The 21,302-nt window shown below is 62.0% G+C and carries 20 protein-coding genes and 1 pseudogene; 14 read left to right on the plus strand and 7 right to left on the minus strand.

Annotated elements, in window-relative coordinates; all coding sequences use genetic code 11:
- Positions 1–681 precede the first annotated feature (681 nt).
- The 5 genes from BLT09_RS23930 (at position 682) to BLT09_RS23945 (ending at position 5,153) form a co-directional block, all read left to right on the plus strand.
- Positions 682–1,641, plus strand: coding sequence for an MBL fold metallo-hydrolase (locus BLT09_RS23930; protein WP_167366521.1), 960 nt, complete (start codon positions 682–684; stop codon positions 1,639–1,641).
- A gap of 52 nt (positions 1,642–1,693) precedes the next feature.
- Positions 1,694–1,900, plus strand: coding sequence for a (2Fe-2S)-binding protein (locus tag BLT09_RS23935; protein WP_091597546.1), 207 nt, complete (start codon positions 1,694–1,696; stop codon positions 1,898–1,900).
- A 149-nt stretch (positions 1,901–2,049) separates the two neighbouring features.
- Positions 2,050–2,208 (plus strand): hypothetical protein, encoded by a 159-nt coding sequence (locus tag BLT09_RS34420; protein ID WP_167366522.1) that lies wholly within the window; start codon positions 2,050–2,052, stop codon positions 2,206–2,208.
- Positions 2,209–2,293: 85 nt separating this feature from the next.
- Positions 2,294–3,547, plus strand: coding sequence for a cytochrome b (locus tag BLT09_RS23940; RefSeq protein WP_091597549.1), 1,254 nt, complete (start codon positions 2,294–2,296; stop codon positions 3,545–3,547).
- A 100-nt stretch (positions 3,548–3,647) separates the two neighbouring features.
- Positions 3,648–5,153: a mechanosensitive ion channel family protein gene (locus tag BLT09_RS23945; protein ID WP_236473689.1), complete on the plus strand. Its 1,506-nt coding sequence runs from the start codon at positions 3,648–3,650 to the stop codon at positions 5,151–5,153.
- Positions 5,154–5,285: 132 nt separating this feature from the next.
- On the opposite strand, the gene BLT09_RS23950 is transcribed toward BLT09_RS23945, so the two are convergent.
- Positions 5,286–6,044, minus strand: a complete 759-nt coding sequence (locus tag BLT09_RS23950; RefSeq protein WP_091597555.1) for a sensor histidine kinase — start codon at positions 6,042–6,044, stop codon at positions 5,286–5,288.
- A gap of 356 nt (positions 6,045–6,400) precedes the next feature.
- Here BLT09_RS23950 and BLT09_RS23955 point away from each other — a divergent pair, with 356 nt between their 5' ends.
- The 9 genes and pseudogenes from BLT09_RS23955 (at position 6,401) to BLT09_RS23990 (ending at position 12,696) form a co-directional block, all read left to right on the plus strand.
- Positions 6,401–7,186 (plus strand): alpha/beta fold hydrolase, encoded by a 786-nt coding sequence (locus BLT09_RS23955; protein ID WP_208602535.1) that lies wholly within the window; start codon positions 6,401–6,403, stop codon positions 7,184–7,186.
- A gap of 61 nt (positions 7,187–7,247) precedes the next feature.
- Positions 7,248–7,343, plus strand: a pseudogene (locus tag BLT09_RS35075) (NmrA family transcriptional regulator); the annotation flags it as partial.
- Positions 7,344–7,679: 336 nt separating this feature from the next.
- Positions 7,680–8,450, plus strand: coding sequence for an SDR family oxidoreductase (locus BLT09_RS23960; RefSeq protein WP_091597558.1), 771 nt, complete (start codon positions 7,680–7,682; stop codon positions 8,448–8,450).
- A 199-nt stretch (positions 8,451–8,649) separates the two neighbouring features.
- Positions 8,650–9,486 (plus strand): alpha/beta fold hydrolase, encoded by an 837-nt coding sequence (locus BLT09_RS23965; RefSeq protein ID WP_091597561.1) that lies wholly within the window; start codon positions 8,650–8,652, stop codon positions 9,484–9,486.
- A gap of 97 nt (positions 9,487–9,583) precedes the next feature.
- A complete protein-coding gene (locus BLT09_RS23970) occupies positions 9,584–10,006 on the plus strand; it encodes a cupin domain-containing protein (RefSeq protein WP_091597564.1) in 423 nt (140 codons plus the stop codon).
- A 95-nt stretch (positions 10,007–10,101) separates the two neighbouring features.
- Entirely contained in the window at positions 10,102–10,539 is a 438-nt protein-coding gene (locus tag BLT09_RS23975; RefSeq protein ID WP_091597567.1) for a CBS domain-containing protein, read from the plus strand.
- Between the two features lie 63 nt (positions 10,540–10,602).
- Positions 10,603–11,262, plus strand: a complete 660-nt coding sequence (locus BLT09_RS23980; RefSeq protein ID WP_091597800.1) for a glutathione binding-like protein — start codon at positions 10,603–10,605, stop codon at positions 11,260–11,262.
- On the plus strand, positions 11,249–11,998 hold the full coding sequence (locus tag BLT09_RS23985; protein ID WP_236473690.1) for an SDR family NAD(P)-dependent oxidoreductase: 750 nt from the start codon (positions 11,249–11,251) through the stop codon (positions 11,996–11,998). Before BLT09_RS23980 ends, BLT09_RS23985 begins: the two co-directional genes overlap by 14 nt.
- Positions 11,999–12,048: 50 nt before the next feature.
- Positions 12,049–12,696: an HD domain-containing protein gene (locus BLT09_RS23990; protein ID WP_091597806.1), complete on the plus strand. Its 648-nt coding sequence runs from the start codon at positions 12,049–12,051 to the stop codon at positions 12,694–12,696.
- A gap of 112 nt (positions 12,697–12,808) precedes the next feature.
- On the opposite strand, the gene BLT09_RS23995 is transcribed toward BLT09_RS23990, so the two are convergent.
- From BLT09_RS23995 to BLT09_RS24020, 6 genes are all read right to left on the minus strand, one after another.
- On the minus strand, positions 12,809–13,516 hold the full coding sequence (locus BLT09_RS23995; protein WP_091597570.1) for a response regulator transcription factor: 708 nt from the start codon (positions 13,514–13,516) through the stop codon (positions 12,809–12,811).
- Complete coding sequence (locus BLT09_RS24000; protein ID WP_091597573.1) at positions 13,506–13,895, minus strand: response regulator; 390 nt, start codon at positions 13,893–13,895, stop codon at positions 13,506–13,508. Before BLT09_RS24000 ends, BLT09_RS23995 begins: the two co-directional genes overlap by 11 nt.
- Positions 13,892–14,539 carry a response regulator transcription factor gene (locus BLT09_RS24005; protein ID WP_091597576.1) on the minus strand — a complete coding sequence of 216 codons (648 nt, stop codon included), beginning with the start codon at positions 14,537–14,539 and terminating at the stop codon, positions 13,892–13,894. The genes BLT09_RS24000 and BLT09_RS24005 overlap by 4 nt, the downstream gene beginning before the upstream one ends.
- Positions 14,536–18,147 carry a PAS domain-containing protein gene (locus BLT09_RS24010; RefSeq protein WP_091597579.1) on the minus strand — a complete coding sequence of 1,204 codons (3,612 nt, stop codon included), beginning with the start codon at positions 18,145–18,147 and terminating at the stop codon, positions 14,536–14,538. Before BLT09_RS24010 ends, BLT09_RS24005 begins: the two co-directional genes overlap by 4 nt.
- Before the next feature lie 356 nt (positions 18,148–18,503).
- The gene (locus tag BLT09_RS24015) at positions 18,504–20,231 is read right to left on the minus strand and encodes a DHA2 family efflux MFS transporter permease subunit (RefSeq protein WP_091597582.1); all 1,728 of its coding nucleotides are present in this window, start codon (positions 20,229–20,231) and stop codon (positions 18,504–18,506) included.
- Positions 20,228–21,256: an HlyD family secretion protein gene (locus BLT09_RS24020; RefSeq protein ID WP_091597585.1), complete on the minus strand. Its 1,029-nt coding sequence runs from the start codon at positions 21,254–21,256 to the stop codon at positions 20,228–20,230. Before BLT09_RS24020 ends, BLT09_RS24015 begins: the two co-directional genes overlap by 4 nt.
- Positions 21,257–21,302: the final 46 nt, after the last annotated feature.

A 21,302-nucleotide genomic window follows, 5' to 3' on the forward strand; every position in this document is an offset into this window, starting at 1 on the left:
AGGCGCGGAACCATACGGAGCGATACGGGAAGATTTCTGATTTTGGCCCACGAGAAAGCCAATGAAATCAACGGTCCCGGCACATCCTCCGGGCCCACCAAAATCTTTCGATACCAATCACTTATGGCCAACTTCGCTTAGAAGTGGGCCAATCTAGTTTCTATGCCCCAGGAGTCAGGTGCATCGACTCAAACCATGAGCGGGAAGGGCGAGTTATGCCTGCTCTTAAATTCTATTGTCGTCCTGTTCGTCAGTCAGGTTTGTGCAGCCATGTATAGTCCAGCTATTTCAAGGCTGGAAAGACCCTTGGACGACGCGTGCGGCAAAAGGCGGTAACGACGTGTGAATGGGATGGTTGGCTCGACCGATCGAGAATGCCGCGGCGGCAAGTAAGCTGGTGTCAACACAGCTGGGCGTACCGCCAACAGGCGAGAGGCACAGCCGTTGCTCACTGCTCAAAGCGGCGTCTTCCGACTTTCGCGGGATATCACCCATGCTCGCAACGGGTCTGCCATAGACTTTCGCATCGCCTGACCGGTGCTTCCGTCCGATGGTGGCGCAGGCCGAAGCCGTGCAACTTCCTCCTTAGACGCCAGGTGGCGGTCCATGGAGGCTCATGCCAAATCCACGGGCGCCAGCGGCGGAGGTGGCCGATACGGCCGTGGTCAGCAGGAGACAAACATGACCCTGGACAACATTTCACACCCCTCGATCCAGCATTGCGCCGATAGCCTGAACGCCAAGCACAGCAACGGTAGACCGGAGCCCGAATTGGTTCCGTCGCGCTACGCGCTGCGGGTCGGCGACATCGAAGTGCTGGTGATCAGCGATGGAGTGCTGCCGATACCAGCCCCGGTTATGGCATACAACGTCGACCCGGCCGTCCGGGCGGCCTGGCTGGACGACATGTTCCTGCCGCCGGACGTGCTCGAGTGGCCGCTGAACGTGGTCGTCGTACGCAGCGGCGGCCGGACCATACTCGTGGACGCCGGGCTGGGAATGGACCCGGACTTGCACTTGCCGAGGGCCGGGCGGTTGGTCTCGCGACTGGAGGCAGCCGGCATCGATCTCGCATCCGTCACCGACGTGGTGCTGACCCATATGCATATGGACCATATCGGCGGGCTGCTCATCGACGGGGTGAAGGACCAGTTGCGTCCGGATCTGCGGATTCACGTGGCGGCCGCCGAGCTCAAGTTCTGGGAGTCGCCCGATTTCTCCCGCGCCTCCATGCCAACGGGGTTCCCGGATGCGCTTCGGCGGGCGGCCAAGCGGTTCGTGAACGAGTACCGCAGCCAGTTGCGGCCGTTTGAGACGGAGCACGAGGTGGCGCCGGGGGTGGTTGTCACGCTCACCGGCGGCCACACCCCCGGGCACAGCGTGGTCCGCCTGGCGTCCGGCGGCGATAGGCTGACCTTCGCCGGCGACGCCGTGTTCCAGGTCGGGTTCGACCAACCCGACTGGCACAACGGCTTCGAACACGACCCTGAGGAGGCGGCCCGCGTCCGCATCAATCTTTTGCGGGAGCTGGCCGCGACCCGTGAGCCGCTGGTGGCCACTCACCTGCCATTCCCTTCCATCTGCCATGTGGCGGTGGACGGCGATGTCTTTCGTTGCGTACCGGCTGTCTGGGACTACTGACCCGCTTGTCGGGTCAGAGCCGCACCAGGTCGGCATCGAGACTTATCGCGCCATGATCGTGTGCTCGTGCAATGTGTTGAGCGATCAGGATGTCCGCTCCGCCGTCAAGGCGGAGCGGACGTGCTCGATCCGCCAGGTCTATGGCTGTCTCGGCTGCAGCGCCTCGTGCGGCCGTTGCGCGCGTACTATCCGCCGCATCATTGACGAGGCGCTCGCCAGCGCTCGTGCGGCATCCTGCAACGGCCGCACGCAGTCCTGACTCGGCCGCCTCGGCCGTCCGGCGCAGCCTTTCAGTCAGGAGCCCATAGACCAACGTATCGGATGCATGCGTCCTCGGCATGATAGTTCGAACACTGGAAAGACTGGCATGCTTGGGTCCTCCACAACCCCAACCAAGGAGCATCGGAAATGACGCTCGGATTCGTTCTTTCGAGGATCTTCCTGAGGGTCTGGGCCGTCGACACGACGGCGCAGCCGGTTAGGCGCGGCGGTAACGGGTTTGCGCGCGCGATGGTCCGGCCGATCTACTTACGCGTCCCGTCGAGGAAGGTTCGTGACCGCGAGTGAACCCGCTCATCCGTGTTAAAGGACGGCTGGCCAAGGAGCGCCGACCGATATCAATACCGGCAATTTCAAAACCAGAGGCACTCCGATGAGCGGTGGGCATTCCACCTATATTCCCAAGACCAGGATCGGACGCTGGTTCGACGCCCGCCTGCCGGTGCCGCGCCTGGTGCATGATCAGTTCATCGTCTACCCGGTTCCGCGCAACCTGAACTACGCCTATTCGTTCGGCGGCATCCTGTCGATGATGCTGGCCGCGCAGATCGTTACCGGCGTCGTGCTGGCCATGCACTACGCGGCCGACACGACACTGGCCTTCAATTCCGTAGACAAGATCATGCGCGACGTGAATTCCGGCTGGCTGTTGCGCTACCTGCACTCCAACGGCGCGTCGTTCTTCTTCATCGCGGTCTACGTCCATGTCTCCCGTGGCCTCTATTACGGCTCCTACAAGGCGCCGCGCGAACTGCTGTGGGTCCTCGGCTGCACCAACCTTCTGTTGATGATGGCTACGGCGTTCATGGGTTACGTGCTGCCCTGGGGACAAATGTCGTTCTGGGGCGCGACCGTCATCACCGGCTTCTTCAGCGCCATTCCGCTGGTCGGCGAATGGATCCAGCAGCTTTTGCTCGGCGGCTTTGCGGTGGACAATCCAACCCTAAACCGCTTCTTTGCGCTGCATTACCTGCTGCCGTTCATGCTGACGGGCGTCGTCATCCTGCACATTTGGGCGCTTCACGTCGCCGGCCAGACCAATCCGGCAGGCATCGACGTGAAGTCAAAAACCGACGTCGTGGACTTCACGCCCCATGCCACAATGAAAGATGTGCTCGGGGCCGTGGTGTTCCTGCTCGCCTTTGCGTACTTCGTGTTCTACGTGCCGAACTATCTCGGGCATCCAGACAACTACACCGCCGCCGACCCGTTGAAGACGCCGGCGCATATCGTGCCCGAGTGGTACTTCCTGCCCTTCTACGCGATCCTGCGCGCCGTCACCTTCAACATCGGGCCGGTCGACTCGAAGCTCGGCGGCGTGCTCGCCATGTTCGGCGCCATCGCCGTGTTGTTCTTCGTGCCCTGGCTCGACACGTCGAAAGTGCGCTCGGCCGTCTACCGGCCTTGGTACAGGCGGTTCTTCTGGCTGTTTGTCGCCAACGCCCTCTTCCTTGGCTGGCTGGGGTCCAAGCCGGCGGAAGGCTGGTATATCCCCGCCATGCAGGTGTCGACCCTCTACTACTTCGCGTTCTTTCTCGTCGTCATGCCGCTGCTGGGCGTGATCGAGACGCCGCGCCGGCTACAGAACTCGATAACCGAAGCGATTCTGGAGAAAGGCAAGGATTAACACCGAAGGATCGCTCGTCAGGCTCCGAGGCGAGGATTTGTGCGAGGATTTTATGGATTCTTATCCGGTCACGAGCTGGTGGAATGCTCCCCATCTCTACATGGTGCTGGTCGGTCTCGCCGGCATAGTCGTTTGGCACGTCATTCCGCGGCGGCTCTCCACCACCAGGCTGATTGTCCAGATCGCATTCTTCCTTACCATGTCGGTCCTGCTGCTTGACGGAGCCGTGCTCCCCTACGAACCGACACGGGGCACCGAGACAACCGCTAGCGCAATCCTCGTCGGTTCGGCCAAGTTGCTGTGGTGGGTTCACCTCGCCTGGGCGCTGATCGGGTTTGTCCGCATCTATCTCGTGTTCGAGCGAAAGCCGCGCGAGGCGCGCCTTCTGCAGGACCTCGTCGTCGGCGCCGTCTATGTTGGGATGCTGCTGTCGATCCTGGCTTTCGTCTTCGGTGCGCCGGTCGGAACGCTGATCGCCACCTCGGGCGTCTTTGCCATCGTACTCGGACTGGCGCTCCAGAATACGCTGAGCGACGTCTTTTCGGGCATCGCGCTCACCCTCGGCCGACCTTATGTGCTTGGGGACTGGATCGTTTTGAGCGACGGCACCGAAGGCCGCGTCGTGGAGACCAACTGGCGATCGACCCACCTGCTCACTTTGGCGCATAACGTGGTGGCGCTGCCGAACAGCTTCCTCGCGAAGCTAGGGCTGACCAATGTCAGCAGCCCTGAGGAGAGCCATGGGCTGTGCGTCACGATAAGATTGGCGCCGACCAAGATGCCGGCGATCGTCGCGGACGTCATGAACGCGGCCTTACAAAGCAGCAACACAATACTGAGGGAGCCGCCGCCAGTGGTCGCCATCAAAGCTCTGGATGCGACGGCGATCGAGGTCGATTTGTTTTTTCGGGTCGCAAATGTTGGCCAGCGTATTCCAGCGACGAACGAAATCTTCGATCTTGTCTACCGTCATTCCAAGTCCGCGGGTTTGCGGCTGGCAATGCCACCCTCCTCTTCGATTCTCATGAATGACTTGCCGAACGAAGAGACGGCAAATCTCCCAGAAGTCACGCCGATCAAGCTTATAAATGCCATACCAGTATTCTCGGCGTTGACGGACAACGAAAAAGAAGCCCTCGCGGCAACGGTTACGGTGCGCACCTATCGCAAGGGCGACATCATAGCACGACAGGGAGAGATGCTGCCCTCCCTCATGATTGTTCGGACGGGCATCATTGTCCGAGAGCGCGGCGAAGATGACGCCCATCCGCAGGAGATCGGCCACCTCGCTCCCGGCGACTTTTTCGGAGAGACCGGTCTGCTCGCGGGCATTGGCGAGACCTCGACCTTGCGCGCGATGAGCCACGTCGTGGTCTACGAGATTGACCAGCAAAGCTTCGCGCCCCTGCTGCTCGACCGGCCCGAAATGGCTGAAGATCTTGCGGCGGTCCTCTCAGCCAGAGTGTCCCTCGGCGGTAGCCGCACCGGACAAGAGCACACGGATTCGAAATTCGCGCTGCTCAAAGCCATGCAGACGATCTTTCACCCAGCACCGTTCCGGCGCGTTTCGAGCGCCGGCAGACCGGGCCTACAAGAAGGGAGGTAGCCATGAGCATCCGACAACCGGCGTCGCAGACATCGATTTGCCGGTGTCCAGTGAACCTGTGAGCGGTTTCAAGGTACGGCGCGTATTGCCCTCCAGGGGCGCGCTGTGAGCCGGCACCCTATTGGCTTGCAGTTAATCCTGCCGGGCCTCCATGGCGGGCAGGCGCAATATCACTGTCGTGCCCGAGCCGACGGCGCTTTCGATATCGACGCGCCCGCCGTGGCGCTCGGCAAAATGCTTCACCATCGGCAGGCCGACGCCGCCCAGGCCCGTGCCCTTGGTAGTGAAAAAGGGATCGAAGGCGCGGAGCACGGTCTCCCGCGTCATTCCGATTCCACTGTCTTCGATACGGAGCTCGACGACGGTGCCAGGATCCTGAACGACCACGGCGGCGTTTATCGAGATAAACCCGCCGTACGGCATCGCGTCGCGCGCGTTGAATACGAGATTCAAGACCGCGTTCTGCAAACCCAGCGGATCGCATTTTGCAGCGGGTAGATCGCGTCCAAGGCGAACTTCGAGACGAACGTTCGGCTCCCATGCGCTTCGGACAAGGTTTTCGACCTCGGCCAAGCAGGCGCCCACGCTTGCATGTTCCGGCGCTCGATGACTTGCCGCGGCCCGGCCGACCGTCTCCCTGACAAGCGCGGCGGCTTGCTGCAGGGCGGTCCTGGCGCTGGCGATTACGGGGTCGAGAGCTGGAGCCGTCGAGACGCTCGGGTCGCGGGCGACCTGATTCAGTGCAGATGAAGCGACCTGAATTAGATTGCCCAGATCATGAACAATGCCGGCCGTCGACTGCTCTGCCGGCGGGTCGGACAGGGGAACATCAGTAGTTCGGTTAAAGACATGATTGTCGGCCGTGCCTGATCTTGTTTCCGCGCCTGACATTTTAATGCCCTCGTTTGTTCGGTCGACCCTGGCAATCCGGTCGTGTGAGGACACTATATTGAGGAGCATTTCCGGGTCGATTGGATGGAGGACGAGGGCGAGCCATACGGCGGTATACGTCTCGCTGCAGTTTTCGCCGGATTGATCGTCATGGCGGCGCGGCCTTGCCCCGGCGATGCATTCGATCGATGCCGGGAACTCCCCGTGCGCCGACCACCGGCTACAGCTGCCACTCCCCCGGGTGCATCATCCTAGACTTTCGGATCGCCTGACCGAGCCGTCCGTCGAATATTTTCGCGCGCCAAGTGGGCGCATTCTTCTCGGTATCGGACGACCCGCCGCACAGGAGAAGACACGTGCACAAGATCATCAGAGCTCTGGCCCTTGTTTACGCATGTTGCGTGTCAGACAGCGCGACGACGCAGGCCGCGGACCATCAGGCAAAACCGACGATCGTGCTGGTGCACGGGGCCTTTGCTGAATCGTCGAGCTGGAACGGTGTCATCGCCGAGCTCAACCGGGAGGGTTTTCGGACCATCGCTGCGGCCAACCCACTTCGCGGCGTTGCAAGCGATGCGGCCGCCGTATCGGCCGTCATCGGATCCATCGGCGGACCGGTCGTCCTGGTCGGCCATTCTTACGGCGGGCCAGTCATCACCGAGGCAGCTAACGGGAAGAACAATGTGAAAGCGCTGGTCTATGTGGCCGGATTCGCCCCGGACAAAGGCGAGTCCAGTCTCACGCTTTCGGGGAAGTTCCCAGGCAGCACGCTTGGCGAGGCGCTCCTGCCGGTGGCGCGGCCGGATGGAGGACAGGACCTCTACATCCAGCCGGAAAAGTTTCACCTGCAGTTCGCGGCCGATGTGCCGGCAGCGCAGGCCAGCCTGATGGCGGCGACACAACGCCCGGTGGCTGACGCCGCCTTGGCAGAACCCTCCGGCGCGCCTTCTTGGAAGACAATTCCATCCTACGCGATCTACGGCTCGGCGGATCGGAATATCCCGCCGGCGGTCATGAAGTTCATGGCCGAGCGCGCGCATTCGGTGAAGACCATCGTCGTCGAGGGCGGGTCGCACGCGCTGATGGTCTCGCGTCCAGAAGCGATCGCCTTGCTCATAGAGGAAGCCGCATCGGCGCAGTGACGAAACCGGCCGCCTCGCGCCGGCTGCATTCAACAAGTGCAAGCCCCCAGGAGACATCGACATGAAAATCGTGGTCATTGGCGGCACTCGGTACATCCGGTTAGCGACCGTCGAAAGGTTGCGTCAACAGGGGCACGACGTCGTGGCGGCGTCGCCGCAACGTCGTGCCCTCACAACAGCGGCACCTCATGATCCCGGCCACGCTGGCAGACCTCTTCGGGAATTCCTCGAGAACACCGCCTCCGTCCTGCGCCACCTATGGCACGGCCGACAGCTTTGGCTTCGGCTACTACGGCAGCGCCTCGGAGGTCCTGGGTTGGGGCCAAGCGAGGGACGGCTGCGAAGACAATGTCGCTTGAGCCAAGCCCTTGCGCTGGCGGTCGAGCGAGTCGCGGACGCGCGTCGCTCTCATCGAGGAATTCAGGGCCGGCACGGTTAGAGCCGCCGGCGTTGTTCCAAGTAGATCTTTTCGAAGTCAGAACAGGAGAATGAAATGAAAATCGTAATCATCGGTGGCACCGGACTTATCGGCTCCAAGACCGTCGCAAGGCTGAGCGTGAAGGGCCACGACGTGTTGGCGGCGTCGCCAAGTGGCGGCGTCAACACCTTCACCGGTGAAGGATTGGATAAGGCTCTTGCCGGGGCGGATGTTGTCATCGACCTCGCCAATTCGCCGTCGTTCGAGGACAAGGCCGTTCTCGAGTTCTTCGAAACAGCCGGAAAGAACCTGCTGGCGGCGGAGAAGGCCGCCGGCGTGAAGCATCACATTGCGCTCTCGGTAGTCGGGGCGGAGCGCCTGCCCCGGAGCGGCTACCTGCGCGCCAAGATGGCTCAGGAGAAGCTGATCAGGGAGTCGGGAATTCCCTACACGATCGTTCACTCGACCCAGTTCTTCGAGTTCCTTGGCGGCATTGTGCAGTCGGCAACCGTCGGCGACACGGTCTCGGTATCGTCGGCCTACTTCCAACCCATCGCCGCCGACGATGTTGCAGAGGTGATGGCTGACGTGGCGCTCTCCCAGCCGATTAACGGCGTGATGGAGATCGGCGGCCCCGAGCCCTTCCGCATGAACGAACTGGTCGCGCGTTTTCTGCAGCTCGCCAACGATCCCAGGAAGGTGATCGGTGATCCTCATGCGCTCTATTTCGGGACCGAGCTAGACGACCGATCGCTTGTCCCGGGCGCGGGCGCCCGCATCGGTTCGACGCCGTTCGAAGACTGGTTCGACCACGCCCCGTCTCGGCGAAGCGGTGTTGCGGCGTAACGGCGGCATCTGAAGACAACCCGCTAGGGAAACGACGATGGACCACAAGCTGCCCATTGCGCCTCAGGCAAGTCGCCGAGCCCTCCTCCTCGGCGCAGCGGCCGCCGGCATTACAACCGGCCCGCCCAAATATGCGCTCGGGCAGGGGACAGCCGGCCAGGAATCGAACTCATCCATCTCTCAAGAAGGATCGAAAGATATGAGCACTATCACCACCAAGGATGGCACCGAGATCTACTACAAGGACTGGGGTCCGAAGGATGCTCAACCGATCGTCTTCCACCACGGCTGGCCGCTCAGCGCCGACGACTGGGACACGCAGATGCTTTTCTTCGTCGGGCATGGATATCGCGCCATAGCCCATGACCGGCGCGGGCACGGCCGTTCCGCGCAGGTGAGCGACGGCCACGACATGGATCACTATGCCGCCGACGCGGCGGCGGTGGTCGAGCATCTCGGCCTGAGGGACGCAATCCATATCGGTCACTCCACCGGTGGCGGCGAAGCGACTCACTACGTCGCGCGGCATGGTCAGCCTCAGGGCCGCGTAGCGAAGCTCGTGATCATTGGCGCCGTGCCGCCAATCATGGTGAAGACGCCAGCCAACCCGGGCGGCCTTCCGATCGAAGTGTTCGACGGGCTGCGCAAGTCGCTCGCCGACAACCGCGCGCAGTTCTACATCGATTTCCCATCGGGCCCCTTCTACAGCTTCAATCGGCCGGGCGCGAAAGCGATCCCGGGCATCATCCAGAACTGGTGGCGGCAGGGCATGATGGGGAGCGCCAAGGCGCACTACGACGGCATCAAGGCGTTTTCGGAAACCGATTTCACCGACGACCTCAAGATCATCGACGTGCCGACACTCGTCATGCACGGCACGGACGATCAGATCGTGCCCATTGCCGATTCCGCGCCGTTATCCGCAAAGCTTCTGAAGAACGGCACGCTCAAGATCTATGAGGGCTTTCCGCACGGGATGTGTACCACGCATGCCGATGTGGTGAACGCCGACTTGCTCACCTTCATCAGGTCCTAGGCTCGCGCCGTGTCCTGAGGCGAGAGCCCGATCGCCGGCCGTCCTCCCCTCCGGCCGGCGATCACCCCAATCTCAACCGCAAACTGGAGCCAGACAAATGATCCGGAGTATTCTCTACAGCACCGCCGCTCTCGCGGCGTTCATCGCCACCGCCGCGCTGGCCGACAATACGGCTGGCGCTTTCAAAAACGTGAAGCTCGTTTATGATCAGCCGCTTCCGAACGTGCCCGGCAAGAGCATGAGAGGTGTGCTTGTCGACTATGAGCCAGGCGGCAACTCGCCCGCGCATCTCCATCCCAAGTCTGCCTTCATCTACGCCACGGTTCTCGAAGGGGCGATCAAGAGTCAGGTCAATGATGGCCCGGTGGTCACCTATCGCGCCGGCGAGAGCTGGTCCGAATATCCCGGCGATCGTCACCGCGTCAGCCAGAATGCCAGCGCGACTGACCCCGCCCGGCTGCTGGCCGTCTTCATCGTCGACACCGGCGAGACCGAACTTGTGCTCCCCTACGAAGAATAAGGTCGGAATCTATCGCCCTGTTTGAACAGGAAAGCGCCGCGCCGCCGGAGCCTTTGAAGCGCTTGGCGGCACGGCACGCAACCAAGGACGGCACAATGCTCATCGGCAAACTGCATGCCTTCACGTCGTCGCGCTTGGCCGTGATCGACCTGGATGCAACGGTGCAAGCGGCGGCCCTTTCCCTGGCCAGGCCTGGCATCGGCCTCGTTGTGGTATGCAATGCAGGCGGAGGCGCGGAGGGTGTGCTCAGCAAATCCGATCTCGTGCGCCATCTCGCCGGCCCGGGGTCCAAGACACCGCCAGTGTCCGACCTGATGAACAGATCCATTGTCTCCTGCAGTCCGCAGGACGATGTCCACGACGTATGGCAGACCATGGCGGCGCGAAGCTTGCAGAACATTCCGGTCATCGACGTCGGCGCCAGGCCTCTCGGCATACTGGACATACGCGACGCGATGAAAGTGTTGTTTGAGCAGGAAGAAATTCAGGAGCGGATGCTCTTCAATTATGTCACCGGCGTCGGCTACCGCTAGCCGCTTTGCCTGCAGCGATACCGCTGCTCCTCCAGGAATATCCTCCCCAGAAGGACAATGAACATGAAACTATACTACAGCCCGCTTGCTTGCAGTCTTGCCGATCACATCGCCCTACTCGAGGCTGGCGTGCCATTCGAGCGGGAGAGCGTCAACCTGAAGACCAAGCGGACGGCATCGGGGGCCGATTTCAACGCTGTAACGCGAAAGGGCTACGTTCCGGCGCTGGTGCTGGACAGCGGAGAAATCCTCACAGAGAACATCGCCGTCCTCGATTGGCTCGCCACGGAGTATCCAAAGCTCGGTATTCCAGGAAACCTTGGCCGCACGCGCGTGCTAGAAGCGCTGGTTTTCATCTCGACCGAGGTGCACCGCAGCTTCAAGCCGATGTGGCAAGCAAGCAGCGAAACCCAAAAGGCACAGGCAAGAGCGACGATCTCCAAGCTGCTGGACATACTCTCGGAGAGTCTTGCGGGCAACTACCTGTTTGGCGCAACGCCCAGCGTGGCCGACTTTTACCTTTTCGTGATGCTGCTATGGGCCGAGCGCTTCGACGTCTCCGCTCCCGCGCAGTTGGTCGCTCTGCGTCAGCGCATGGCGAGCCGTCCGGCAGTGCAAGCCGCCATGCGGCAAGAGGGCCTGATCTCATTGATAGACAGTGAAGCGAAAGACAGTGAAGCGAATGCTCACACGCGTGAAGAGTGCGATCATGTCACTGGATAACAAGGTTGTCATCATCACCGGAGGAAGCTCCGGCATCGGCCGCGCCGCTGCCCTGAGTTTTGCCAGGCAAGGTGCAAAGGTCCTCATCACGGGACGCCGCCCAGCAATGGTGGAGGAAGCGGCCGCTGAGCACCCGAATATAACGAGCCTCGTCGCCGACGCTGCGAAGCCCGAGGATGCCCCTCGCACCATTGCGAAGGCAATCGACACATGGGGACGTCTGGACATCCTCGTAAACAATGCCGGCGCTGGGGCTCTCTTGCCTCTGGGCGATGCTGCCGCTGAGCGGATCACGGACATCTTCGCGGTGAACGTCGTTGGCCCAAGCCTGCTCGCGTCGGCAGCCCTTCCGCATCTGACGGCGGCGAAGGGAGCGATCATAAACATATCGAGCACGTTCGGTCACAAGCCCGCGGCGGGTCTGTCCCATTACGCCGCCAGCAAGGCAGCGCTCGAACACCTGACGCGCTGCTGGGCGCTCGAACTCGCGCCACAGGGAGTGCGGGTCAACGCCATCGCTGCCGGTCCAACCGAATCGGGAGCACTGACGGGTATGATGGGGCTTTCTCCGGAACATGCAGCGGTTATCGAGGAAGCGGAGCGAGAGCAGATACCGCTCAAACGACGTGGCAGTCCGGACGACGTAGCCAGGTGGATCGTGCATCTCACCGATTCGGCGTCCGAGTGGGTGACCGGGCAGGTAATCGCCGTGGATGGGGGCCTTGGCCTCACATGACGCACGTGCCGACGAACAGCCGGTCGAAAATCGCCGAGGAGACTATAGACATGAACCGAGTCAGCGGTCGAATCCTTGGAGGGGTTTTGGTTCCCGATACGCCGCTTGTGCAACGGGCTCTCGACTATGCTCGGCGCGAATGCGAATCCTATCTGTTCAATCATGTCATCCGTTCTTGGCTATTCGCGGCGCGGATTGGACAGCTTCGGAACATCGATCACGACGCGGAAGTCGTCGCCCTGGCGACGCTGCTGCATGACATCACGCTCAACGAGCGCTTTAACGGCCCGCGTCGCTTCGAAGTCGAAGGCGCCGATCTAGCCCGGATCTTCGCACAGCAAGGTGGTGTCGACGAGCGCCGAGCCCAGCTGATCTGGGACAGCGTCGCCCTAAACTCGACACCGTCGATAGGCCTCTACAAGGAGGCGGAGGTGGCGCTCTGTACTGCCGGCATCTGCCTGGATGTGATCGGCCTGCAATACGAGCTTGTCCCTGCAGCGGAGATCGCAAGGATCATCGAGGAATTCCCGCGGCTCAAGATGAAGCGTCGCATGACCCGGTGCTTCTGTCACATCGCCGAGGCCAGGCCGGAAACGACCTACGACAATTTCGTCCGGGATTTCGGTGAACGCTATGTATCTGGGTACCGAGCTCCTTCTTCCGTCGATCTCATGTCGAACGCGCCCTTTGAAGGTTGAATACGGCTGGAGTCGGATTGTCCGGATTCGTCGTACCCGGCGAATTCGGCTGTCTACCTTCGCCCATGGCCGGCGACTCGTGCCCTTCCGGTGAGCCGTTGCCGGAACTGTTTCATGCCGCAGTCCTGGTCCCGCCGACCTCGCGCATCGGCGCCGGCAGCGTCTCCCATGCCCGGATCAACTCACCGATGGAAGCGGCCTCCATCTTGCGCATGACGTTGCCGCGGTGCAGTTTTACCGTCACCTCGCTGATGCCAAGGTCGAAGGCGATCTGCTTGTTGAGGCGCCCGCGCGCCACCTGATGCAAAACCTCGCGCTCGCGTGGCGTCAGCGTCTCAAAGCGTTCGACATTGCGCTTGACGACCGCAGCTTCCGCCCGCCGCGCGGCATCCATCGCGATGCCCGCAATAACAGCGTCAAGCAGCGTTTGGTCCCGCACCGGCTTGGTGAGAAAATCCACAGCCCCGGCCTTCATCGCCTGGACGGTCATCGGAATGTCGCCATGCCCGGTCAGGAAAATGACTGGCTTGGGGTTGCCGCTTTGGGCCAGATGCCGCTGCAGATCGAGACCGCTCGCTCCCGGCATTCGCACATCGAGGATCAGACAACCGGCGCTATCCAGTACGTCGGCATCGAGCAATTCGCGCGTCGAGCTGAAACAGACATGCTGGAACCCGGCGGAAAGTATCAATTCGGACAGCGCCTCCTGAACAGACGCATCGTCATCCACAATGATAACGAGGGGCTGTTCCGCTTCGCGATTACGCTGCGATGACAACGGCGCCGATCTCCGTAAGTGCGGCAGCTGCTCAACCCTCATGTTCATCTCCATGTTTCGATTTGCCCAATACATTGCCGATGGCTGCCAGCATGACCTTCGCATCGAAGGGCTTACGGAAGCACCCGCTGACGCCCTGGGCTCTATCCGCGTCGGCAATCTCGTGGCGGCCGGTGATCAGGAACACCGGCAGGTCCGGACGCACCTTCTTCACCAGATCACAAAGTTCGAAGCCGTCCATGCCGGGCATCCCGATGTCGGTTATGAGCACGTCAAGGCCGGACAGCCCGCTGATGAGCAATGATTGCGCTGACGAGAAGCTGCGGGCCGCATAGCCGGCGGACTCCAGCAGATCCTCCAGCGACTCGAGTAGCCTTGGATCGTCATCGACAACGGCCACGATAGGTCTTCCCTTGGTCACGCCCGGTTCCCTCCCGCTCGGCGCGAGTGGGTGATCGGTATCTCCAGTCGCTGCGCGATACGCACGAGATCGGCGAGCGATGACGCCGCCATTTTCTGCATCACGTTCCTTCTATGGATCTGCAGCGTGACCTCGCTGATTCCGAGTTCAGCGGCTGCCTGTTTGTTGAGAAGGCCGCTCACCACGAGCGGCAGCACCTCGCGTTCGCGCGGCGTCAGGTCGAGATAGCGTTGCTCCAGGGCCACCAGTTCAGCACGCGCGAACCTCCTTTCCCGATCCTCGGCGAGCGCCGCCTGGATTGCAGCCATGAGATCCGCATCACTGAAAGGCTTGGTGAGAAAGTCCACGGCGCCATGCTTGATCGCCTGGACGGAGGACGGGATGTCGCCGTGCCCTGTTATGAAAACGATCGGCGGATGATCTCCCTTTGATATCTGCCTTTGCAGATCGAGGCCGTTGATGTCGGGCAGCTCGACGTCGAGGATGAGGCATGCCGGGATGTCCGGCTTGTTTGCACCGATGTATTCGCTGGCCGATCCGAACGCAGCGGCGCGGATACCGTGCGAATCCAGCAGCTCGCTCAACGCCTCCCGCAGGCGCGCATCATCGTCCACGATGAAGACGATATGGTCATCTGTGGTCATGGCGCCGCTTTCACTTCAATCGGCAAGGTGAAGACGAACGTCGCCCCCTGTGGTTCGTTCTTCTCCGCCCACAGGCGTCCGCCGTGCGATTCGACGATCGAACGGCAGATCGCGAGCCCCATGCCCATTCCGTTCCCCTTCGTCGTGAAGAACGGTTCGAATATCTTGTCGGGAAACTCGATTCCCCGGCCACGATCGCTGATCTCCGTCTGAACCAGATCGCCTATGCGGCGCACACGGACCTCAAGAACCCGGTCGCCCGCAACGGCGTCCATGGCATCCATGCCGTTGCGAATGAGGTTCACCAGAACCTGCTGGATGTGTACGCGGTCCAGCGCGACGAGCGGCAGGTCGCTTTCGACGTCGATATCCATGCGGACGCGCCGCCGCGCCGCTTCCTCGGCCATGAGGTTGCGCGCCTCGGCGATAACGCCACTGAGCGCTGTAGAACTCCTTGCCTCGCCGGATTGTTTGAACAGAGCGCGGATGCGACTCACGACGTCGGCGGCCGCATTTGCGTCACGAATAATGCGCTCCACCGTCTTCTGCGCACGCTCGAGATTTGGCGGCTCAGCCATAAGCCATCGCTGGCAGGCATGCGAGTTCGCCACCACGGCCGCCAGCGGCTGGTTCACTTCGTGCGCGATGGAAGCAGAGAGCTCAGCAAGGCTCGCGGCCTGACTCGCTCGTGCAAGGCGCTCTTGCGCCAGCCGCAGCTCTTCCTCCGCCCGAACCTCATTTTCAACATCGAGGCAGATGACATTCCACTGCACGATAGTCCCTTCGGTATCGCGCATCGGCGCGGCGCGTGTCTCGACCCAGCGATACTCGCCGTCGAACCGCCGCAGGCGGTGCCTGCGCGCATAGGGCTCGCCGGTGGACAATGAATGAGCATATCCTCCCTTGACGCCCGCCAAGTCGTCGGGATGCACACCGGCGTCAAGCGTGCCGGCCAGCCGGGACTTTCCGGTGCCGTCCAATAGCTCAAGCTCATACCCCAGGAACTCGCGGAGCTGTTGGCTACGATAGACCGGCTCGCCATCCGGCGCCGCGCAATCGATCATTGCCGGCAGCGTTTCAACGAGTTGCCAGAGGAAGCGCTCCCGCTCTTGCAGCGCTTCCTGAGAAGTCACGAAATCATGGATATCGACGTTGGCGCCGAACCACCGGATGATGCGGCCGCTCTCGTCACGGAGTGGTTCAGCACGCCCCTCCGTCCAGCGGTATGAACCATCCCACCGGCGGTTGCGAAACTTCAGCTCGAACGGTTCGCCCGTGCTGAAGGAATGGGTCAAGGCCTGCAGCAAAGAGGCCCTGTCTTCCGGATGGACGATGGTCCGGATCGCACTGGGCAGACCTCCGTCGGCATCAAAATCATCCAGCTTCAGGCCGATATAGTCCATCATCGTTTTGTTGATATATGCAGGGTCCCCGCCAGGCGTGACGCACCAGATCTGCACGGGCACGGTGTCGATGAGCTGTTGAAGCTGACGTTCCCGGTCGCGCAGCGCTTCCTGCGCGCGCATCTCATCGTCGATGTCAATGGAAATGGCATACCATTGCATGATCGCGCCGCTTTGGTCCCGCACCGGTTCCCCGCGGCCGTCCACCCAGCGATACGCGCCATCCGCATGACGCATGCGGTACTTCATGGAGTAAGGCTCCCCGGTGGCGAAGGAGTGGCGGACGGTCTCCAGCAGACGTGCGGCATCTTCCGGATGGACGAGGGTCGTTATGGCTGCCGCCTGTCGGCTCATGTCCGGCTTGTCCAGTTGGGCCAGGTCGTTCAAGCCGAAGAAGTCGAGCAAGCGCTTGTTGAAGAAGGTCGGCTCGCCTTTCGGCGTCAGACGCCTGATATGGACGGGAACCATATTCACGAGCTGCGAGAGCTCACGCTCCCTGTCGCGCAAGGCTTCCTGCGCACGCACCTCTTCGTCGACGTCGAGCGAAACGCCGTACCATTCCGCGACCTCACCGTCTTCGTTACGCCGAGGCTCTACCCTGCACTCCGCCCAGCGGTACGCGCCGTGCTGTTCGCGCCAACGAAATCGCATCGTGGACATGCCACCGGTTTCGAAGCAATTCCGTAGGGTGTTCTGTACCTCGGGAGCATCTTCGGGATGGATCAGCTCCTGCAGCAGTTGCTCGATGCGCGGCTCCCCGAGAGCTTCGAAATCCGCGATCACGGAGCGGAAATGGTCCTGGTAGCGCTTGTTGAAGTAGACCGGCCCGCCCGTGGGCTTTGCGCTCCAGATCCGGACAGGTACGGCATCGATCGTCTCCTGAAGCTGCCGCTCGCTCCGCCGCAGCGCCTCTTCGGCATGCATCTGGTCGTCTATGTCGTGACAGAGCCCGTACCACTGGACGATGCGCCCGTCCTGGTCCCTCATCGGCTCGGCGCGGCTCGACATCCAGCGGTAGACCCCGTCTTGACGGCGCAAGCGATACCGCATCGCAAGGACCTCGCCGGTGGCGAGACAATGGCGAAGCGTGTCCGAGAGCGCTGCTCTGTCATCCGGATGGACGCCGGCCTCTATCATCGCCGTCATGCGGCTCATGCCCGGCTTGATCGTATCCGCCACGTCCAGGCCGAGAAAATCGACCATGCGCTTGTTGAAGAAAATCGGCTCGCCGTCGGGCGCGAGACGCCAGACGTGGCTTGGAACCATATCGACAAGCTGCGAAAGCTCCCGCTCCCGGTCGCGCGACGTGACCAGCGCCAGCTGACGCTGCCGAGATATGGCCGCCACGATGAGCGCCGAAAATGCCGAGATTGCCAGGAAAAGCTGCAGCATGACCTGCCTTTCCCTCTGGAACTCGGGAGCGCCGACAAACTGGCTGTCTCCAGATATCGTCAGTGCCATCGTGATCAGGGCGAGGAGCGTCAAAGCGACGGCGGCGCCTCTGAACTCGAAGCGCGCCGCCGCCCAAAGAAGGGGCGGCATGATGATGTAGGGGGTGGGCAGGTAGACGTCGCTCAAGGAAAGCGCGGCAACTCCCAGGAAGATCAGACCCAGGACGCCGGCTTCCACCCGCTGTGCGGGAGGGAGTTGGGTCTTGCTGCGCCAATACTGGATCACGACCAGCGCCGGTGGCGCTACGAGCAGGATTCCGGTGGCGTCGCCAATCCAAAACAGCGGCCATACCGCCGTGAAAGTTTGCGATGCTATGCCAAACCACGCAAGCGTCGCGCTTCCAACCGTCGCGCTGACGAGCGGCGCCACTCCAGCGCCTAGCAAGACGAATGCGAGAACTTCCTGCAAAGTTTCAAGCCGAACCGGACGCCCGCATGCCCGATTCACAAGCGTTGCGCCGACAGCCGCGCCAAGGGCGTTGCCGACATAGATCAGAAAGCCCGCAGGCAGCGGACTGTGGAACCACACGAACTGCGCGAACATCTCCGCCAGGCAACCCGCCAGTATCCACCACGGCCAACTGTAAGGCGAGGTGAGGATGAGCGTCGCGATGAAAACGCCGCCCGGAGGCCAAATGGAAACCGTTATTCCGGGGACGATTGCCAGCGCCTGGGCGAACCCGCAGCCCAAGACATATGCCGCAAAAAATAGCCCCAGATGAAGGAATTGCGGGCGCGACCAGACGGACATCATCGGTTTCTCCTGCCGGGCAAAGAAGGGCTGGGGATTGTCAACGCTGCGTGTAGCACGTCTCCGCGATATCTGGGCTGGCGAACTCATGATCTCGGCTGGCGAACTCATGGCACACCCTAATTCGGCGCCCCCCCGACTGCACCTCATGGAAATCCATGAGGCGTGGCCGAAGCGTACCTGACCTAGGCCTCAGGATGATACTGGCTAGACCAGCCGAGTGGCGACATGGCTCTCGCATGATGGCTCGGCGCGGCGTGTCCCGGCATGAGCCCCTGCCATGTTATGGCTGCCAATCGGTCACACCGCACTGCGGGCATCCACGACATGGCTGGCGAGAATCTTTCCAGGGGCGTTTGTCACGCTGGCAACTTCGCATCTTCCATCTGCCTCTGACTCCCTTCGACAAGGGCGTTCGAGGCCAAGGTAGAAGACGGCAAGCTCGGGGTCATGTCGGGCGTCGGCGCGATCGGCATCGGAATCGCCCTCAGCGCCAGGGACGACTGTTCCGTGCGCTTTCTCATGTATCGAGCGAGGCCGATCTTGATCGTGACCAGCACGGGCGCGGCAACCACGAACAGCAGCGCGACTGCGTTGAACGCGGTGTCGAAGGCGATCACTGTGGACTGACCGGCGACCGCTCTGCCCAGCAGGCTCGTCGCTGCCCGGCCAGTTGCCACGGGATCCATTCCTTTTGCCGCGAGCATGGCTGTCGTCGTTGCCAGACGCTCGCTGACCGCGGGAATGCCCGCGGTGACGTTGGCGCCGAGCACCGCGACATTGGCGGCGACGTTATTCTCGATCAATGTCTGCAGCCAGGCGACACCCATGAGGCCACCGAGCTGGCGACCCGTATTGAAGAGGCCTACGCCGGATGCGAGGTTTTGGTGGTTGAGCTTGCCGAAAGCGATGAGAGTGATCGACAGGAACAGGAAGCCGAGGCCGAGGCCACGCAACAGAATGGCTGGCATCATGTCGTCCGCGCCGCTTTCGATGGTCGAACCGGACAGCATCCACATCGCAACCATGATCATAAGGATTCCAAAGGGCACCGTGGCGATTGGAGGAATGCGGCGGACCTGCATGAGGAAAGCAGCGATGAGGAGCGCGCCGATGAAAAGTGCGCCGCTCGGCAACAGGAGCAGGCCGGCGTCGGTTGGCGTGAACGCAAGGACGGACACGGCGAACGAAGGGATCAGGAACGCGCTCCCGAACAAGGCGGCGCCGGCGACGAAACTGACGATGAAGGCGAAGGAAAAATCGTCCGACCGGAACGGGGTGAAGTCCAGCAGGCCCTGACCTTTGACGATCATTTGTTGGCCGAGAAATGCCAGCAGAGTGGCCGTGCCGACCACCGTTAGGCAGGCGATGTGTCGTTCTTCGAACCAGTCCCATCGGCTGCCTTGGCCGAGCACGTATGTGAAGCAGAACAGTGCGGTCGAGAGGAGCGAGAAGCCAAGCCAGTCGAACGGGCGGGGTCCGGCTTTGACGGGCACCGGGCAGTCCGCGATCAGCAAGAATCCGGCGGCCGCGAGCGCCACCGGGACGACGCTGAAGAAGATCCACATCCATGACTGGCTGTCGAGCAACCAGCCCTCAAAGGCTGGGGCGATCGTCGCCGGGGCAACGACCGAACCGATTGCGAACAGGGCCTGAAGGATCGGCTGGTGGCGTCGCGGATAAGCGAGAAAAATGATCGTCTGCCCCGCGACGAGCAGGACGCCTCCGGAGAAGCCTTGCATTACGCGGAGCACAACCAGCAGATCCAGTTGCGTTGTGATGGCGGCAAGGGCGCAGGCTGCGCCCATGGCTATGGTCGAGCTGACGATCAGACAGCGTGGACTGACGCGGTTCATCAGCCAGGCGGCGACCATGAACCCGATCAGCTTCGGAGCGGTATATCCCACATCGAGCCAGGCGAACTCATCGGGCGTTGCATAGGTGTCGCCGATGATATCGCCACGCCCGAGCGACAGGACTGTGCTGGCGATCGCCTCTGTCAGAGTGGCGAGTATTATGCCCGCGACGAGAAGGGCTCCTGTTGCTGGTCGGTTGCGGTCCGGGATGGCGATGACCACTGCGGTCATGAGTCTCTACCGCGATCAATCTCGACACGCGCGGACAGGCCGGGCACGAGGCGACCGGGCAGCGGATTGCCGATAAATCGGATCTTGACCGGAACGCGCTGAACGACGCGAACGAAGTTTCCTGTCGCATTGTCTGCGGGGAGCAAACTGAAGGCAGACCCACTGCCGGGCGCAAAGCTGTCCACCATCCCTTCAAACGCCTCGTTTGGGTAGCCATCGATGGTGACGCGGACGTGTTGACCGGGCTGGATATGTTTAATCTGGGTTTCCTTGAAGTTCGCCACGACCCACAGATCATTGACCGGAACAATATCGAGCAGAGAGGCACCCGGCGCCACAAGCCGGCCGATGCGAACCTGGCGGTTGCCGACGACGCCGTCTACCGGCGCGCGAACCACGGCGTTGTCGAGGTCGATTTGAGCGAGTTCCTCCGCGGCCCGGGCCTGCGCTACCGCGGCAACGGCGGCTTCGCGCTGGGCGTCGAGCACGGCGATGCGCTGCCGCTGTGCCTCCAGTGCCGCCGATGCCGCCGCCACGGCCGCTTCGGCCCTCGACCGCGCGGCATCGCTTTCGTCGACCTCGGCCTGGCTTACGGCGTGGGTACGAATAAGTTCGCGGCGGCGGCCTGACGCCTTGGTCGCGAGGTTCAGCTCGGCCTCGGCCGAACGCGTCTGGGCTTCGGCCTGCCTGATGAGGGCATGCTGAAACTGGACTTCGGCGTCGACATTGCCAAGGCGCGCCTGAGCGGCTTCGACATTGGCCACAGCCTGCGCGAGCCGCGCGCGGTAGTCGCGGTCGTCGATGCGGAACAGGACGTCACCCGCCCGGACGGCCTGGTTGTCCCGAACCTCTACTGCGGTGACGTAGCCCGCGATCTTCGGCGCAAGCCCGGTCACATCCCCGCGGACGTACGCGTTGTCGGTCGACGTGTCATCCGAACGGGCCCAAGCCCATCCTGCGCCAAGGGCGACCACGGCTGAGAGGCACAGCAGCAGGCCGATCGTCTTTTTCCTGCTATGCGGCATGAGGGCCTCCGGTAATAGGCGTTACCATTGACGTTTATGGTAATGG

Origin of the sequence: Mesorhizobium muleiense (assembly GCF_900099905.1) — a bacterium.
In the GTDB taxonomy this organism is placed as follows: Bacteria; Pseudomonadota; Alphaproteobacteria; order Rhizobiales; family Rhizobiaceae; genus Mesorhizobium; species Mesorhizobium muleiense.